Origin of the sequence: Radiobacillus deserti (assembly GCF_007301515.1) — a bacterium.
In the GTDB taxonomy this organism is placed as follows: Bacteria; Bacillota; Bacilli; order Bacillales; family Amphibacillaceae; genus Radiobacillus; species Radiobacillus deserti.
Map to the genome: position 1 here is coordinate 2,980,560 of NZ_CP041666.1, position 17,215 is coordinate 2,997,774.

Genomic DNA, 17,215 nt, shown 5'->3' on the forward strand with positions numbered 1-17,215 from the left:
TAAAATACTAATCTATTTTATAAAATAAGTTGGATTAACCATTTCTTACTGCTTGAATAGCCACGTCAATTCCAGTTTGACAATCGATTACTTCATCGATAGATAGTGGTAATTGGCGATAGATTTTAAAAGCATCCATCGTTACTTGGAATAATTCTTCGTATGCAGCAGTAGTATTTTTCTTATCGATTAGCAATTGCTTCAGTGTAGATTCTGCTTCTATAATCTTTTTGTAAAGAGTAGCTCTGTTAAAAGCAGGAGCTAGTTCGAAGTCGTTCATTTCGTCCGTGATACTGTGAGTTACCTGTTTTAACTTTTCTGCAGTATCTGCAACCTCTCCTTCAACAGGAGCTTGTAAGAGATTTTCTCCTTCCACTTTTAATTCTTCCACCAAACGAATAGTCGTTTCAGGCACCTTTTGTTTCACCTTCAAATCTTGAGCTAATGATGAATACTTCTCGGCTAAGTTGGTGTAATATTTCAGTTTTGCCAAGTCCAGAGTTACCTTTACATCATTAATATCATTCCCATTTTCATCAACGACTTTTATCGTACTATTATTCTTCGTTATTTCACCTATCCCCGACACCTGCACACCAATAAGCGAAAGATCTGTCATCGTATGCACATGGTCAATTCCGAAGTCACTTCTATAGAGCTTTTTGCTATCTAATCTTTCTACAATCAACTCACTAAGCGCTATTTGAAAGAAAGGTGCCTCCCCAGAAGAATCAGAAAGGAATGTTGGACCCTTCACGTTTGTACCTGACCCTACCAAGTCGCCTGAAAATGTTTCACCTTCATTGTCTATGGAAATGGCTTCTAAGTCGGACGAGTTAATACCAAGACTTACAGCACCTCGTATATCAAGCATCGAATCCGGTTCTCCCTGCACGTTTAAAAGTAAGCCGCCATAACCTATATCTTCATTCGGGGTAGTGAAATTTAACCAGTGGTAACGTAGGTTTTGAATTAGCAATGTCCCACCAGTGTTTTTTAAGTCTTTTACATTTAGGTAATCAATAGAGCTATCAGCAAAATCATAGACTTGCTGTTGCCCAGTTGGGGTATCAACTTGATATATGGTAACAGGTTTATCTATATGAATCGGTTTGTCTAGCTTAAATCCTTGATTCATATAGATTTTTTCAATATGCGGGGTTTTTAACGCATATTCTAATTCCGATTTATTCGTTACATATATCGATCTACCGTTATCAGCAAACTTCAGGACATGGAGGATAAAGTAAATCGGCTTTGCATAACCCTCTACTTGCCCTTTAAATGTGTATTCATCCGTTACGGAAAAATCAATCGCTGACGTATCGCTTTCCCACGTCACATGTCGATATTCCCGCTTATCATTGCTAAGCGAAACTAGTAAACTTGTAGGTAGTGTATAATTCCCACCAATACCGACTGATGCCTCCGTTCCATTTACTCCTGTGACTCTTGGAGCAGATGGGGTACTCGGAACTGTTGGTGCCTGGTAATCCGGATTCGGTTGGCCATTAATAGAACGTATATTTTTCCGAACTTCATCGTAATTTCTAATTACTGCGGTTGGATCGGTACCTTCAGATAGTTGTAAATTATTTATTTCAAGATTAGAACTAACAGTATGGGGTGCAATCGAATCAAAGACAAGAAGATTTATCCGTGCGTTCCCTTTAATATCCAATGGCTGTTTAGCCAATACACGAACCCGTTCTATCTTCCCATCTAATTCACTTCCACTTGATCCATCATGCAATTCTATATGAGGTTCTTCTCCAGAATCGGCAGACACTTGTACTCGTGCTGACAGTGCAAGATCTAGCACAGACGGTATGTGTAAAGCGGAAAACATCACATCAGGCAGTCCTCCATATACAACTCCAGCATGTACACCATTAAATGTTATGTGGGCACCGCTTGGTTCTGGTCCTGTTCCCAACTCCTGAACTTTAGCCGCTGTGTGTGCTTTCTTCTCGCCTAGATAGGTCTCCCCTTTTATCGTTACTTGTTGAATATCCAGTCTGTTCTCTACTTTTTCATCCACAATAAAGTCTTGATTTATGATAAGGTCTTGAACAGTTAGGTAATCTCCTGATACCTTGAAATGTCCATTAATGCTCACACCAGCCCCATCCAAGTGGAGTGAATTTGTCTCCGTACCACTTGTACGAAGCTCTAGGTATTGAATTGATGTAATTACTCGATCTTGGGCAGAAAAATCAACAACAGCTCCCTGCAAAACAGCCGCGTTGTTTTCAGCAAATAATCCGGATAATGCTGGTACATATTGATAAGAAACGTTGTTTATCGTTACTTCTCCATTTTCTAGTGACTCTATCTTTCCGTAGTGCATTGCTTTCGTTTTCAGTTTGTTCAAAAAGATAGCAAATTGAACCCTTTTCACGGATTCACTTCCTGCAAAATAACGGGTTCCATCTTGTGCTTGTTTTCCTATGGAGATTCCGTGCTGTGCTAGTGTGCGGACACTTTCTTGGTGGGAAGGGTCGATTTCTTTGAAGTCTGTAAATGCTACAGGAGTATGTAGAGCATAAAGGTCATATGCTTGAACGAACACAGTGGCGACTTGCGCTCTCGTAATGGACCGGTTCCCTAAAAACTTTCCATTGCTACCTTTGAAAATTCCCGCTTCGGTAACTGCGGCAATCTCTTTCGCATATAAGCTCGTTTCATCCACATCCGAATAGGCAGCTAGTATTTGCTTTATGTTAGACGGAATAGGTAATTGTAATGCATGTGAGAGTAATACTGCAGCGTGGTTTCTAGAGATATTCCTATAAGGTTTAAAGGTTTGATCATTGTATCCGTGTAAAATGTTCTCCTTTACTAAGGACATAACATCTTCGTATCCTTGATCTCCCGGCTTTAAATCCTTGAATGTCACTTCTGAGGCGTTCATCTTTCCAGAGGATGGAAAAGCGACAAACATACAAATCATTAGAATCGTGCTTACATGAATCCAAATTAATTTTCTTTTATTCATTTGTCTATAACTGGCAATACAAAAACAGCATCTCCTTTATTTAGTTTTAGTAAATTATACCATCATTTTGTAGTTCGTTATGTAAATTTTTTGAATTGCACAGAAAATATGTTGTTTTTCACATATAAACTGCATAGAAAACACATTCTATGTTAAAATAACATATTAAAAATGAAGGATGACATACGTGACAAACAACGAAAAAGATGTGCAGGCGTTTCAAAAAATGCACGATATTTATAATGCAGATTGGGATCGAGCTTTAACGGTGGGGGAAATGACTACGAAAGACAGGCTGGCAGATTCCTTTTTTATCATCTTCTTATTCAACAATGCCGATAAGCCACTTGTCATTGAGCGTACGGAAGCAATAGCAACCTTAGAGCAAGCCATTCAAAACTTATCTGGTGCAAGCAGACAAGTTCAAAATAGAGCAATCCGCTTCCGGGACTCGGATAACGTCGCTGTGTTTTATGAGCAATCCGTCGAAAAAGAGGGACGTGTTTTAGCCAGGTTATTCATGATTGAGGACTGGCAAAAAATGGATGGAACGTGGATGATTGTACGAGAAACAATGGAAACTGTATAAGGCTAGAAAGAGCAATTAGGAAGCTGCTCCATGCAGTATTAGCTATTGGAAGTCAAAAAGTAGAAAGAAACAAAGAGTTGTACTACAACTCCGACAATGCTGCAGATTAAGCCTGAGGCAATAAATCCATTCGCCTCTTCCTTCCAGGATTTTCTTGAAACGATAATTCCGACAACACTAAGAATCAGCCCGATAAATGGGAGGATGATAGAAAGAATTACTAGTGTTGAAGGTATTGAGCCATTACGGCTCGATACAATTGTTTCCATCGTTTCATTCTCCTTTCATAATAAATGGAATCAAGAGTAAAGCGGATTTTAGACTTCAAAATCGCCACATGTAATCCCAATGCCAGATTACACTAAAAACTAGAGGAAGACACAATACAGACAGGCTAATTTTCCCTACAAATCCTGCACCGAGAACGATAAAAAAAGATGTGACGGATAGGATGACAAGTACGAAAAAATAACCTACATGCACAAAGGCTTTTTTCAAAATCATCACCTTCCTCTTGTTACTGAATTCAATTATTAAATCTCTTTCTCCATTTTAACACTTGACTCTAAATAACCCAGCTTTTCATACAGTCCTCGTGCAATTTTGTTATTCCCAAACACATGTAGCCCTATCTTTTTCAAGCCTAATTCCTTTGCTACTTCTTCTATTTCTTTCATTGCTTGTTTTCCATAACCACGCCCTTGATAGCCTTCCCAGATGTTAATGTCATATATAAATCCCCTCTCGTCTGTCTGTTTGGCTAACCAGATCATCCCAACTTCTTGATTATGGTCTCGTATCGTAAAAAGTTTATGGTTTTCCGTTTTTTCTCCATCAGGTAGTAGCTTTTCAAATTGTTTCGCTGCCTTGTTCATAGCCTCTTCTTGCTTCCAGTTACCTGCTTTCACATGCTCATCCGCATAATTTTTAACCGCATAACTAAGATACCGCTTATATTCACTAGCGTTCATTTCATCCAATCTAATCAATTAGATCTCCCCCTTTCGTTCGTAACGTTTCAACGTGAATATAAATAATCAACGAGTTTTTAATTTCCAGTTGTTGTCTTCTATGACTCTAGCATGGTCGGTATGTGCCTAGTATTTGAATTTATCTTTTATCTATTTGTATCATTTTAATATAAGATTCCAGTTGTTTATACAGAGCCTGAGAAAAAGGATTCGACCTCAAAGTATTTCGTCAATGGCTGCTTTCTTCCGTTTTCATGCCATTTATGGTATTCACTAAAAACTTGATGAATGTTATTATTTGCCCTTTCTTCAACCAAATATGTAACAACAAGAAAACTTCGCCAATAGTTAAACAGGATACTAGATAAACTCCCTTGATAACTAGCCTCTCCAAAGTCATCCAACGAATGATTTCCGTATTTCCCATGAAACATGTCTACCAATTCTCGCTCTACTGCTGTTACATCCTTAAATTCTTGATCATTTAATATCCGTTTTCTTGATAGATAATCACACATTCCTTCTTCAAACCAAATACTATCCTCCCTATCAGCGTCAAATTCATCTACAAATAAGTCCGAATGGTGTGTTAATTCATGACCTACGATAGTCAGTAATTGGTTTTCCGACATATTCTTATAAAATGCTTCGACCTTAGCGTGATTCTTCCCTTCTAGCTGCTTTAAAAACAGCTCTCTCCATTTAAATAGCTCAGGAGAAATATAGATTGTATCTCTATTTGTAAAAGCAGGTAGTGGAAGATTAGAAAAAACGGTTGTGGCCAATTCTACCGATGTCCATACTATCGCTTTCGGTTTATCAATTAGCTTGTAATTTGCCTCCAATTCGGCCTGGTAGACTTTTAACTTTTCATTCAATCTTTTAATCAAACCTTCATGTTCTTCGTATTCTTCTTTTGTTTCAAATGCAAATATTTGTTTCATTTGTCCTTTCTCCCTTCCTTTTTTATTTAAGATGAAGGAGCTAGTCTATATTTCTCTTTATATTCCTCATATTCCAAAACTTCTATTACATTAGATACATGGAGAACAGAGCCTATGAAATCTCTTATATGTAACCCTTGCATTTCATAAGTATCAGCGGAATTTACTGTCGCTGTTACATCCTCCAAGAACGTAACTTTATAGCCTCTATCAAAAGCAGAAATCGCCGTGAACAGACAGCAATATTCTGTATTAAAACCAGTAATAAAAAGATGATCCACCCCTAATCCATCTAACGAGCTAGATAAATTCGTGTTGTAGAAAGCACTAGGAGTTTGCTTCTCTATAACTTGCTGCGCATACTTCTTCACCGAACTATGTAATTCAGATCCAGTAGAACCTCGATAAAGAGGACTGTTTTCTGCATCATCCGTATGTTTCATGAAAATAACTGGTTTTCCCGCTTCTTTAAAATCATGAATAACCATTTCAATGTTTGATAGTTCTTTTTGAAAATCCCCTTTATGAACTAATCCGTTTTGTACATCTATCACGAGTAAGGCTTGCATGATATCACCGCCAGTTTTGTATTATGATTTCTTTTATGTGGTATAAGTTTTGCGGATTTACTGGGATGTTTGGAGAGTTTTTATTGTTTTTTGGCAAGTTAAACCGCATTCTGGAGATTTTATCAAGGATCGTTTGCTGCTTTTACTGGATATAACCCAAATTCACCTACAATGAGACTACCTTCTTTTCTAGTTCATAATATCCCCTATCCACCCTCACGAAAAGAAAATCAATACCTGGTCGTTAACTGTAATAGAAAAAATGTACTGTTGTTACATTACTGGGTATAATTTGTAAAAAGAGGACTTGAACCTCAGGATCACCCTCATCCTTGCCATATACAACTTTGACCTGTTGTTAGGTTTGGTATTCGCCTTTTCAAATCGCTACCAACTTACATTATTCCTGTAATTCTGTGCTCCAATTCAATTCCTGAATTTTCACATCAAGCAGTCTATATTTTTGTGACAACTCATCTATATACGATTGGATTTTTTTGACGTCCATTGTCATGACATACTTAATTTCAGACCTTGAATATCGGTCATGTCGCATAGTGGCTTCTTTCAAAAGCTCGTTATAAATCTTTCTTTCCTGGCCTAGTAAATCCCTGCTTGTAAGGGCATCCGCAAGTGATTGTTTTCGATCAAACCTAGTCTGTATATTTGTTTTATTTATGTTTTGAATTAATCGTTCAAGTTTTCCTAGGAGCTCCGATAATTCTTCGATTATCGCATTCGGTTCCTCTATTGGATTGTCCCCTTCTTGCACTCTTACATTTTGAATTAATCGATTTTTCAACTGCTCTACTTTTACTTGATAATCAGAACGTAATAATAATGCCTCCGCTAATTTCACCCAATCCCCTCCTAGTCTTCTATATTTTGCTCTTTACTTGTTTTCTTGTCCCTAGAAAATATGTGCTGATTCCTAATATCCACCCACCACTAATCCCGATAATAGTGCCTAAAACAGCCCAATATGCGGATAAGTAACTTCCTACTAGAAACATTACAAATCCGAGGATATATATGAACATATCTTTATTCACAGAACTCCTCCTTCTTCTACGAACTCACAAATCTAATTAACTCTTTCTTTCCAACATTATTTTAGAAGACCAGATCGTTAATCCAGCACTTCCCATACCTAACGCTGAAACAACTAATGTTACTACGTTATAATCGACTAGAAAATTCATGATGAAAAGAATGAAACAAGCTACCAATAAAATTATAGAAAAGAAAAATAGAAACTTATACATAAAATTACCTCCATGCTTTGATTACGAATGTACAGGTGAAACGTTTCAAGGATTCAGCATTGCTTATCGTTTACTTTTTACTTTAACTTCTTCTGTACTAGCTTTTCATTTTTATGTCCGGTCTCCAGTAGATTCTTATGTTTTCGTTAAATTCAGAAACCATTAGCTTCACAACCATATTCGTACTCTGTTAACCCATACTCTTTGGACAACGTAACATCTTTGAAGTCCGGTGTGTCATACGTAAACCTAAACCAACGGAGCAATGACTAACGCTGCAAGACTTTTTAATTGTTCCTCACAATCTTTAGTTAAATCTATCGTGTATTTATTCATCTACATAAAATTCATTGTTTTCACAAACATCATACGTCACAGCGAAGTAATTCTTTTCCATATGTCACACCCTTTTTGCTTTTTTCTCCACTGCACCACTGCAAAAAAATAAACAAACAAGAAAAATCCGTATGTTATGATGACAAAAATAAAATATGGAATGTCTAAGTATGTAAGTAACCCACATAAAACGAAAACACTTAACAGGATTGGACTATGTACTACGCCTCGATTTTGTAAAGATTCATAGATACTCCAGAGTAATGCCACTATGCCGAGGAGTAACATTAGCCACATGTGTGGAGAGACATTCGTCCAATTATCGAAGAAGAGAACAATGCTTAACCCATTTATTAGGAAAGCTAACAATAAGCTTATTTTCCCCCTCCTTTTTCATCCAAAAACCCACAAATATTATCTTGAATCCTTCTTCATCGTACCAAAGGCATGTAATAATAAATGAATAATGATAAAGCATAAAAGGTAAACAATGATAGGTTCATTCGTTACCCAAATCGAAGTTAGAGTGAAAAATAATAATGTGGATAGGAGAAAAAGCAATATTACATAAATTAAAATACTGAAGATGGTAATCAAGTTGTTCCCTCCATTTACACGAATGTATTTCATTATCATTTTAACATTATTTTCCTTATGCAGATGGATAAGAATTGAGATTTCACAATTAGGAAGTTATGAGTTTTTTAGTCCAATCAAAAAAATCATTGTGCTCCCTTTACCTTTCGTATTCTGTTTTCATATCTTTTTTCAGTTGTCTGGAGCACCTTGTCTATAAAGTCTTATCTCCATCATGAACGTTTATCAGGTTATATTAAGGATAACTATTGACATATAATTACACTATAAATATAATATCAACATACTCAAAAGTATTTGCTGCACGTACTATAAAGTATTCGAGGTGATAACTTGAGACCGATTGATAGAATTATGGATGCTCTTAAGAAACTTTCACTAGACCAGCCATATGACAAAATAACATATGCTGATGTTGCGAAAGAAGCTGGAGTTCATTGGACTACAGTCCGACGTCATTTTGGAAGTAAAGAACATATGAAAAAAATTCTTCTAGATAATCAAGGCGCAAAAAATCTGTCATACACTGATACTCGAACAAAAATACTAGAATCAGCCGAAAGAACATTTGCAATGTACGGATATGAAGGTACTTCCTTAGATAAAGTAGCTGAAAATGCAGGGTTGACAAAAGGGGCAGTTTATTGGCATTTCTCCAGTAAGAGCGATTTATTCTTAACCCTTACCGAAAGAAGCCTTAAAGAACTTATAAAAGAACTTCCGCACCAATCGAAAGAAGTTTTTGATTCTGTGAGCCCAGTAGAAGCATTGAAGGTACTTTTCGAAAACGAATTCCGAGCTTGCGCAGAAGATAAAAATGAAAAAACATTACTCTTTTTTGAATTTATTTCAAAACGGCGAGATAAAGAAATTAAGGATAAATTAAATGCCTCTTTTTCCCAGTTATTCTTAGAGAGTTCTGAGATTCTCAAAGAACTACAACAACAGAACCGTGTGACAAGTAATATTGATCCTAATGCATTATCCGTTGTTCTCCATGCATTAATGAATGGCATCATACTTATGTATTTAGTCTCCCCTGATAGTGTGCCACTAAATACAATCGCCAACGATGTTTCAAAGGTTGTTTGGAAAGGGATAGCTCCTAAAAATTAAGCGTTCTCAAACCGGAACTGGATTTTTATATAATCTACAAACTTTAAAATATGTATTACTAACAAAGGAAGACGGAAAGGAGACTGTAAATGGAATTAATCCTTGTACTGATTCTGATAGTATTTGTTGGAGGATTATACACGTATAACAAGTGGCAAGTAAAAAAATCAGAGGCATCATTTCCACCAAGTGGCAGTTTTGTGACTATCGGTAATTATAAATTACATTATATATCTGAAGGAACCGGCGATCCAATTGTGTTTCTTCATGGAGGAATTCTTTCAAGCAAGGATTTTAAAGATGTAGTTCAGTTAGCTGGTAAACAAGGCTATCATGCAATAGCATTTGACAGACCTGGGTATGGTTATAGTGATAGACCTAAGCACAAAGAAGTTAACCCAATGTTCCAAGCAGAGCTTATTCATAAAGCATTAGGGAAACTTGGTGTAGATAAACCTATTATTTTAGTTGGACATTCATGGAGTGGTACTATGACCCTCTCCTACGCACTACAATTTCCAAATGAAGTCGCTGGAATTGTAACATTAGGAGCAGTTATGTATAAAGAGGGTTACCCAGCAGAACATGGCGATATTCTATCTAAGATTACCACAATGCCCTTACTCGGAGATTTTATTTTAAGTACATTGCTAAAAACTCCACTAGGCAAAGGAATGGCGGATTCAATGGTGAGATCAACATTCGAACCTGAACGTGCACCTGAGGAATATAAAAGAAGAAGTATATGCTATAGGTTTTCGACCAAGTCATTTTAAAGCAAATCGTGAGGATGTTCTTGCCTTTCCAGGAACTTCGAAACAACTTAGCGTAAACTACAAAGATATTAAAGTTCCTGTCATAATTATCGTTGGAGAAAATGATCCCTTTGGCACAATTGAACAGGGTGAGCGACTACAAAGAGAGATTCCCCATGCAAAATTTATGCTTATTCCTAATATAGGGCATATGATACCCGAACTTCACCCCAAAATAGTTATAAAACACATAAACGATATTTCTAATAAGAACTGAAGTAATAGATGATGGTAATCTTTGTTTTATTTATCGCTAGATACCAAGAAAGCGAAGATTAAGACAAAAACAACATCTTGTAAAGGATTTATATATTTCTTCTTCTATTACTTTCATGTTACTTTTCACTGTGTCTAACGTAAAATACTTTACACTAAAATCTTCTGTTCCCATACTGGTATTTTAGAATTTGCATGTTTATCGAATATCATTAAACTACTCTCTCCTTTAAGCACCCCACAATGAAGACACACTTATTTTTGGTAGATAGCTCCTTTTCAAACACAGACCTGTCTCAAAAACATTCCTATATCTTTCTTTAGTTTCCCGTAGAGGACTTGTCTCTTGTTCTTAGGAGCAAACACGATGCGATACTAACAATTCCATTTCGTATGTGCTAAACTGTTTACCTCAGATGATATTAAAGCTCCTCCTAATTAAAATAATCTTCGGTTAGAACCTAAAGTTTATTCTAACACTAGGGGAGCTTTTTTTGATACATCACTAAAGCTATTCTGAACCATACGCCTAGCGTACGGTTTTCATTTAACAATAATCACCCTAAAACCCTTAGAGGATTTAGGGCTTAAAGCCTACATTTATAAGGATTTTACACCACTTTACAGCTATTTCTATATCGTATTTAAGGCTATTCCTCTTTAAACTCTGGATAATCACCGGTAGGCATGAACCATGTATTTGTGAAGTCCCAACCAGCGTTTGTGTACGTAGACTGCTGTTTCATTTCTAGAGTCGAGAGCGGTATTCCTTTTCCGGTATCACTTTGCGTGGTGATTTGCATATCGTAGAAGGAACTGCTTACCGTGTTATTATTTTTACCAACCAATCCGCCTACATCCACTCCACTTGAATTTACAGCGCCTGCCGCATAGGTTTCTGTAATAGTTCCTTCATTTAGTCCGACAAGTCCTCCAACAATACCAGAACCACCTTTTACTTCTACTGTTGAATAGGACTGTGTAATTGATCCATGGTTACTCCCTACTAACCCACCTACATTGATGAAATTACTAAAAACAGAACCTAAAGCAAAGGAATGTGTAATGGTACCCTCGTTCGCTCCTACTAATCCGCCCGCTTCACTGTGAAGAGAGTGGACATCGGTGTCTGCATCAGAATGATTTAGTTGGGCGGATGTTCGCATGATTCCGATAAGTCCTCCCATATTTATACCACCTTTTACACCTGTTACACTTCCTGATCCTGAACTATTGCTAATAGAGCCTGCATTCATGTAACCAACTAACGTACCAGCGGAACTCCCATTAGTATTTATGTTTCCAGAAACAGTAACGTCTGTTACGACTCCACCAGCCATATGTCCAACAAGGATTCCTGTACCGTTACCGGTATTTGAAATACTAGCATTTGTTAATGTTAGATTACTAATTTCCGAGCCATCTGCAACAGCGCCAAATAACCCGGTAGCGCCATTTGCTTGTATCTTTAAGTTTTCGATAACCTTTCCATTTCCTTTTAAAGTACCGCTAAATGGTTCTGCTGTCGTGCCAATTGGCGCCCATCCATCCTTATAAGAAGTCTGACTCATATCGATATCAGTGTTCAGCACATAATGGGCAGAGAGATTATCTCTTACATGATTTAACTGCTCAACATTGTCTATGACATAAGGGTTACCAATCGATCCGTCTCCAATTCCATATGCTCCCTTATCTATTGTGAAAGAAACTACCATACTATTGCCTACTAAATCCGTGACAGTCAGTATATAGTCGCCATCCTCACTTATTGGTGTACCTAGCACATAACCATTCACAATGGTTCCATTTTTCACCAATGTAATCGTTGCAATATCTGATGCGGTACTGGTTGGAGTTACACTAGTATTATAGGTCTGCTGATCCGTAACACCACTAACGTCAGGAGCTATTTTATCAATAGTAAAGGCCACCTCAGATCTATTTCCATCGTCGTCTGTAACGGTTAAAACATATGCTCCATCTCCAGTAATAGGCGTTCCTAGTGTATAGCCATCTATCGCTATATTATCCTTCTTTAAAACAACCGATTGAACATCAGAAGCTGAAGAATTTGGAATAACATTCTGATTGGTTTTCGTTCCATCCGTTACCCCTGTTATCATTGGTGATGTTTTATCTATGGATGCTGGGATGACGTAAGAAGCGCTTTTCTCCGATTCATTTCCTGAAGCGTCCGTTGCAGTAATTACTAAATTATAGGCTCCCTCTGCGAGTGCATCTAAAGATAGGTTTACCGAACCGGCTGCCGCACTATTTCCAAGCTGGATAGGTGCTTGTAATTCATCCGCTTTGACTACCCCATCCGCGTCCGTATCTGTCCATTCGTACACCTTTAACACGGCGTCGCCTTCGCTGACCGCTCCAGCATCCCCGACAAGTGTCACTTTTTTGGACAAGGGATCATAGTGAACGGAAAATTTAGACGTTACAATAGTTGGTGGCGTGCGATCTGAATGATCTACTGGTGGAGCATCATAGTATGGATTTGTCTGTCCATTTATATTTTGAATATAGTTTCTTATTTCTTCGTAGTTTTCAAATACTTCTTCTATCTTCACATTTTCGTGCAGGATTACATTACGAATCGTGCTACCCAGTGCCATACGAATATGTATGTCGTTAGAAAAGATTTCAAACACATCAATGGTGCCAATCCATTGTTGATTAATGTTCCCCTTTCCACCTTTCAGCTGAATATGGATAATGTGGCCTGACCCTTCTAACGTAAAGTTCGTCGTATCCTGTTGAAGAATCAGCTTGTCGATGGATCCATTTAGTTGTAATTGATCTACACCTCCATGGATGTTCAGGGTGGAAAGGCTAGATGGTCCTTCTACAGAAAGCCCTGCCCTCTGATAGAGATTCATTTCCTTTATATTGGATTGACCATGGATGGTAAGTTGAACCTTTGGTAAGTTGACATCCACAGTATCTAGAGTAGCGTCTCTTAACAGGATGGATGGTTGCTCATTAGCGTGTAGGGTGGCATTTGCCGAATTGCTAACGGTAGTACGTCCATTTATTTGTATATCCTCTCCCATAAAGCCTTCACTTTCAATAGTGAGGTCGCCAGTTACAGTAAGATTGGATATTTTGATTGGGGTGGAACCATTTATAGCTAAATTCCCCTCGATCGTTACACCACCGCCATCTAAACTATTTGTCACAGCATTAGAGACTGGGTTATTGGTTATTTCTAACCCCGTAATTTGGGTCAGGACTTTGTTGCTTGTCTCAAACTTTATAGATGCTCCAAGCAATAATTGCTGATTTTCTTCCTTAAATAGCGGTTGCAGGTCTTTTGAAATAGCATAAGTTTCACCTGCAATAACGACAGAATTTTGATCATATCGTTCAATACTCGTAGAAGAAAGCATGGATTTATGAACGAACACAGCCATCTGCGCACGTGTGGTAGAGCTGCCCCCGCGATACACACGGTTTCCATCTTCATTCATACTTCCTACCGTAATTTTATGTTGGGCTAGAATTTTTACAAATGGTTGAAAAGTCTTGGGGATGTCATTGATGTCTTCAAAATGGAAATCGGTGCCTTTATCTTGTAAATGAAAGGCCTTCACTAAGACAACTGCCATTTCATTTCTCGTAATAGTCCGTTTCGGCTCAAAATTCCCATTGTCTCCATGAAAAATACCTGCTGCCGTTACGGCAGCAATCTCTTTCGCATACGGACTTTGACTATCGATATCCTCATAGATAGATAGTACAGAGGACACATTATCAGGCACTTTTAAATTCAGTGCTTTGAAAAGGATTACCGCTGTATGTTCTCGTGATACTTTCTCGTTCGGCTTAAACTCCCCAGATGGATATCCTTTTAAAATTCCTTTACTGGTTAAATCCTTAACGGCGTCATATGCCATGTGATTTGTATCTAGATCCGAAAAGGAAATGCCAGCTGCATGTGTTGGGGGTGCCAGAGGCATACTAATAGCAGCACCTGTTAATACAGCTGCTGATACACCGAAACCTTTACTTCGTTTTGATAATTTTTTCATTTTTTTCTCCTCTCACTCTGGTTTTAAAAATTGGAACATGTTGGCGATTCCTTGGCTTTCTTTTTTACTACTTAAAAATATCGATTCTAGTATTTATAGATATTATTATTTTAAGCTTGTGAAAAGGTCAAGGTTATTTTGGATTATTTTGTAAAGAGTCATAAAAAGAGATAAAGACTGAGGTGCCTGTCACTACCCGTATTTTGATGAATAATGTCGAACTCGTCCAGATTTTTCAAGATTCTATCTGAGAAGATAATTAAACCACCCATTCACACACGGGTGGTTATCTAAATACGGCTGAAAGCCTTCATTGTAAGTAAACTTTCCAATAGTTATTTTTAGTCCAACTGTCCAAACTTAGGACTTTATATGTTACCTTATGTAAGAACAATCGTGTGTGCCATTTTGGCCATAACTTCCCTCTGGTCAGTCTCCATCAAAAATGCTTCTGCAGCTTCGACTTTGAAAACAGATAAAGGGACATTCCAAAAAACACTCCCCCACCAATCCAAATGATTACATTCCACCAACTTACGTCTATTTCACCAGTAGATAGGTAAGGAGATACGTATTCCATAAAAATTAACATAAAAAGTCCCCATTGAGCCCCAGCTAAAGTAGATGTCTTTTTTAATTGTTTTTTCTTTTCTTCGTACTCTTCCTCAGAAGCACAATCTGTTTCATCCAAGTGTTTTCTTCTTATCTTGATAACGGTCATCATTGCATAAGCCATATTTATAATAAAAAGTGCTGGTGTTGCGAAGGAAAGAGTATGTTGAATGGTATCGATAATAAGACTTATAAACATTAAAATCATGGTTAAATACCATAGTAAAATTCCAGAAAAGGCCAACTCTTTGTATATTTCCGAGCGCTGATATTCATCTCGATCATCGACCACTCCGACAAATCGATTAAGTATTTTATTCTTCACTGTGATTCTCCTCCCAAAATAACTGATTTAAGTCTGTCCTGAGCTCCTTGGCTAAGGCTATGCACAAAGACAAAGAGGGGTTGTACTTGTCGTTTTCAATTAAATTAATCGTCTGTCTTGCTACACCGACTTTTTTTGCAAGCTCAATCTGAGTAAAGCTTCTCTGCTTCCGATACTCCTTGACTCTGTTCAAGTCCGCCACCCTTTCTAATAATTGCATGTACATTATATATGACATCTCGAAATAATGTCAATTATATATGACATAAAGACCAGAAAATAGACCGTCCTAAGACGGTCCATAATCTAATCCTTCTATGAACATCGAATTCGCAACAAAAATGAAATCATTTGCATAAAACTTTTTCCCTACCATCGATATCGTATATCTCATTTCACCATGCAGAAAGACTAGCGTAGGATTACTTGATGAATCCTTTGCCAAAAGTGCCTTCGTTCCATTTTTGAGATAATATATTTTCGTATTTTTTTCTTTGAGACTCTCCAGCTCTTTTTCTTCAGGAACTACCTCCAATTGAACAGCTGCATTATGTTTCGTACTCCTGTAGTTAATGGTTACTTTATCCCCAACCATTTCACCATCTATATGCGTAACGTCAATAGGAAACTCAGCTATTCCGAGAATTTTTTTACCATGCTTTTTTCTATATTCTTGTATGATATTCGATTCATTCATGAACGGATTGGAGCCATCATAAACGACCTTAATATTTGTTATTTTATCCTTCGTCGACATGATTTCCCATATAAAAGCAATACGTTTAGGTTCATCTTCCCCATCATCAATATAGGCAACGGAAACATGAACATTATCTTTTGATGTGGGCAATCCTAAGATTTCTTTTATTCGTGTGTTTTCACGTATTTCTGGAATTTCTACATCGGAAGACAAGAATTGTTCCGCCTTATCTTCTCCTTTTGTAATTAACGCATGGATAAAATTGCTAACCACATCACTTTTATAAGGTGTAGCTGAAACGATTTGGGAGCATAAGAACAGCCATACAATAAATACTAAAAGTAATTTTTTCATCTTCTTCACCATATAGTAGCTTGTCCAATATAGTAATGATTATGTTACCTCCACCCTTTACATCTGCGATACCACTTCTAACTTCTGTATTCTTTAATCCCTTCCACAATAGAAGCAGCAACTCTATCTTGAAATTCTTCCGTCCACATTTCTGATTCCTCCTGAGGATTCGTTAAATACCCTACTTCTATTAATACTGCTGGCATTTTCGTATCCCTTACGACAAAGAGATCCTTCTTTTGTATGCCTCTATCCCTAAATCCAGTAGCTTCAACTACTTTTTCCTGAATCAAATTAGCCAAATATTTGGAGTGCTTGTGATAATAAAAAGTCTCCGTGCCAGAAACAGTAGGGTCTGTAAACGTATTGCCATGGATTGAAATAAATACATCTGCGTTTAATTTATTGGCATATTTGGGTCTATAACGGCTTTCCTGTGAAATAAAGCTATCCTCTGTTCTTGTCATAAACACCTCTATTCCGGATTCCTCCTTCAACAAGGTTTGCACCTTTTTGGATACACTTAGCGTAAAATCCTTCTCATTCTGACCACTTGCCCCAGTCGCCCCGACATCTTTACCGCCATGGCCTGGATCAATGACCACCTTAAACTCTGTATTCCTGTCGTCAGTTTTAGTAGGATAGTCTTTCTTGTTTTCGTAGATAGGTTGATTCTCTTCATGAAGAGAATGGCTAGTATAAACCGATAATGTAATAAATAATAATAATAGCAACGTTACAAACAACGTAATTTTTTTCATATTT

General features: G+C 37.3%; 17 protein-coding genes and 1 pseudogene. 3 read left to right on the forward strand and 15 right to left on the reverse strand.

What is annotated here, in order from left to right:
* Window positions 1-34: 34 nt before the first annotated feature.
* On the reverse strand, window positions 35-2,998 hold the full coding sequence (locus FN924_RS15660) for an S-layer homology domain-containing protein (RefSeq protein ID WP_143896075.1): 2,964 nt from the start codon (window positions 2,996-2,998) through the stop codon (window positions 35-37).
* Window positions 2,999-3,185: 187 nt separating this feature from the next.
* On the opposite strand from FN924_RS15660, the gene FN924_RS15665 reads away from it, so the two are divergent.
* Window positions 3,186-3,587 carry a hypothetical protein gene (locus tag FN924_RS15665; RefSeq protein ID WP_143896077.1) on the forward strand — a complete coding sequence of 134 codons (402 nt, stop codon included), beginning with the start codon at window positions 3,186-3,188 and terminating at the stop codon, window positions 3,585-3,587.
* Window positions 3,588-3,625: 38 nt separating this feature from the next.
* Here the strand turns inward: FN924_RS15665 and FN924_RS15670 are convergent, their stop codons facing one another.
* From FN924_RS15670 to FN924_RS15695, 8 genes are all read right to left on the reverse strand, one after another.
* The gene (locus tag FN924_RS15670; RefSeq protein ID WP_143896079.1) at window positions 3,626-3,856 is read right to left on the reverse strand and encodes a DUF4190 domain-containing protein; all 231 of its coding nucleotides are present in this window, start codon (window positions 3,854-3,856) and stop codon (window positions 3,626-3,628) included.
* 264 nt (window positions 3,857-4,120) lie between these two features.
* Window positions 4,121-4,576, reverse strand: coding sequence for a GNAT family N-acetyltransferase (locus FN924_RS15675; protein WP_407691994.1), 456 nt, complete (start codon window positions 4,574-4,576; stop codon window positions 4,121-4,123).
* 167 nt (window positions 4,577-4,743) lie between these two features.
* Window positions 4,744-5,502 (reverse strand): hypothetical protein, encoded by a 759-nt coding sequence (locus FN924_RS15680; protein WP_143896081.1) that lies wholly within the window; start codon window positions 5,500-5,502, stop codon window positions 4,744-4,746.
* A 26-nt stretch (window positions 5,503-5,528) separates the two neighbouring features.
* Window positions 5,529-6,071, reverse strand: coding sequence for an isochorismatase family protein (locus tag FN924_RS15685; protein WP_143896083.1), 543 nt, complete (start codon window positions 6,069-6,071; stop codon window positions 5,529-5,531).
* A 400-nt stretch (window positions 6,072-6,471) separates the two neighbouring features.
* Entirely contained in the window at window positions 6,472-6,930 is a 459-nt protein-coding gene (locus tag FN924_RS15690; protein WP_143896085.1) for a DIP1984 family protein, read from the reverse strand.
* A gap of 19 nt (window positions 6,931-6,949) precedes the next feature.
* Window positions 6,950-7,123, reverse strand: coding sequence for a hypothetical protein (locus FN924_RS18970; protein WP_158634041.1), 174 nt, complete (start codon window positions 7,121-7,123; stop codon window positions 6,950-6,952).
* Between the two features lie 36 nt (window positions 7,124-7,159).
* On the reverse strand, window positions 7,160-7,336 hold the full coding sequence (locus tag FN924_RS18975; protein ID WP_158634042.1) for a hypothetical protein: 177 nt from the start codon (window positions 7,334-7,336) through the stop codon (window positions 7,160-7,162).
* A 750-nt stretch (window positions 7,337-8,086) separates the two neighbouring features.
* Window positions 8,087-8,269 (reverse strand): hypothetical protein, encoded by a 183-nt coding sequence (locus tag FN924_RS15695; RefSeq protein ID WP_143896087.1) that lies wholly within the window; start codon window positions 8,267-8,269, stop codon window positions 8,087-8,089.
* Window positions 8,270-8,602: 333 nt separating this feature from the next.
* On the opposite strand from FN924_RS15695, the gene FN924_RS15700 reads away from it, so the two are divergent.
* Both FN924_RS15700 and FN924_RS15705 read left to right on the forward strand, forming a co-directional pair.
* The gene (locus tag FN924_RS15700) at window positions 8,603-9,385 is read left to right on the forward strand and encodes a TetR/AcrR family transcriptional regulator (protein ID WP_143896089.1); all 783 of its coding nucleotides are present in this window, start codon (window positions 8,603-8,605) and stop codon (window positions 9,383-9,385) included.
* An 89-nt stretch (window positions 9,386-9,474) separates the two neighbouring features.
* Window positions 9,475-10,161: an alpha/beta fold hydrolase gene (locus FN924_RS15705; RefSeq protein WP_228409479.1), complete on the forward strand. Its 687-nt coding sequence runs from the start codon at window positions 9,475-9,477 to the stop codon at window positions 10,159-10,161.
* Window positions 10,162-10,510: 349 nt separating this feature from the next.
* Here FN924_RS15705 and FN924_RS19430 read toward each other — a convergent pair.
* From FN924_RS19430 to FN924_RS15730, 6 genes and pseudogenes are all read right to left on the reverse strand, one after another.
* A pseudogene (locus FN924_RS19430) lies at window positions 10,511-10,785 on the reverse strand (transposase); the annotation flags it as partial.
* Between the two features lie 281 nt (window positions 10,786-11,066).
* Window positions 11,067-14,459, reverse strand: coding sequence for an S-layer homology domain-containing protein (locus FN924_RS15710; RefSeq protein ID WP_143896091.1), 3,393 nt, complete (start codon window positions 14,457-14,459; stop codon window positions 11,067-11,069).
* Between the two features lie 439 nt (window positions 14,460-14,898).
* Complete coding sequence (locus FN924_RS15715) at window positions 14,899-15,396, reverse strand: DUF3278 domain-containing protein (protein WP_228409480.1); 498 nt, start codon at window positions 15,394-15,396, stop codon at window positions 14,899-14,901.
* A complete protein-coding gene (locus tag FN924_RS15720) occupies window positions 15,386-15,589 on the reverse strand; it encodes a helix-turn-helix transcriptional regulator (protein WP_228409481.1) in 204 nt (67 codons plus the stop codon). The genes FN924_RS15715 and FN924_RS15720 overlap by 11 nt, the downstream gene beginning before the upstream one ends.
* A 96-nt stretch (window positions 15,590-15,685) precedes the next feature.
* Window positions 15,686-16,450 (reverse strand): hypothetical protein, encoded by a 765-nt coding sequence (locus FN924_RS15725; RefSeq protein ID WP_143896097.1) that lies wholly within the window; start codon window positions 16,448-16,450, stop codon window positions 15,686-15,688.
* 77 nt (window positions 16,451-16,527) lie between these two features.
* Window positions 16,528-17,211 carry an N-acetylmuramoyl-L-alanine amidase family protein gene (locus FN924_RS15730; protein ID WP_143896099.1) on the reverse strand — a complete coding sequence of 228 codons (684 nt, stop codon included), beginning with the start codon at window positions 17,209-17,211 and terminating at the stop codon, window positions 16,528-16,530.
* Between the last annotated feature and the right edge of the window lie 4 nt (window positions 17,212-17,215).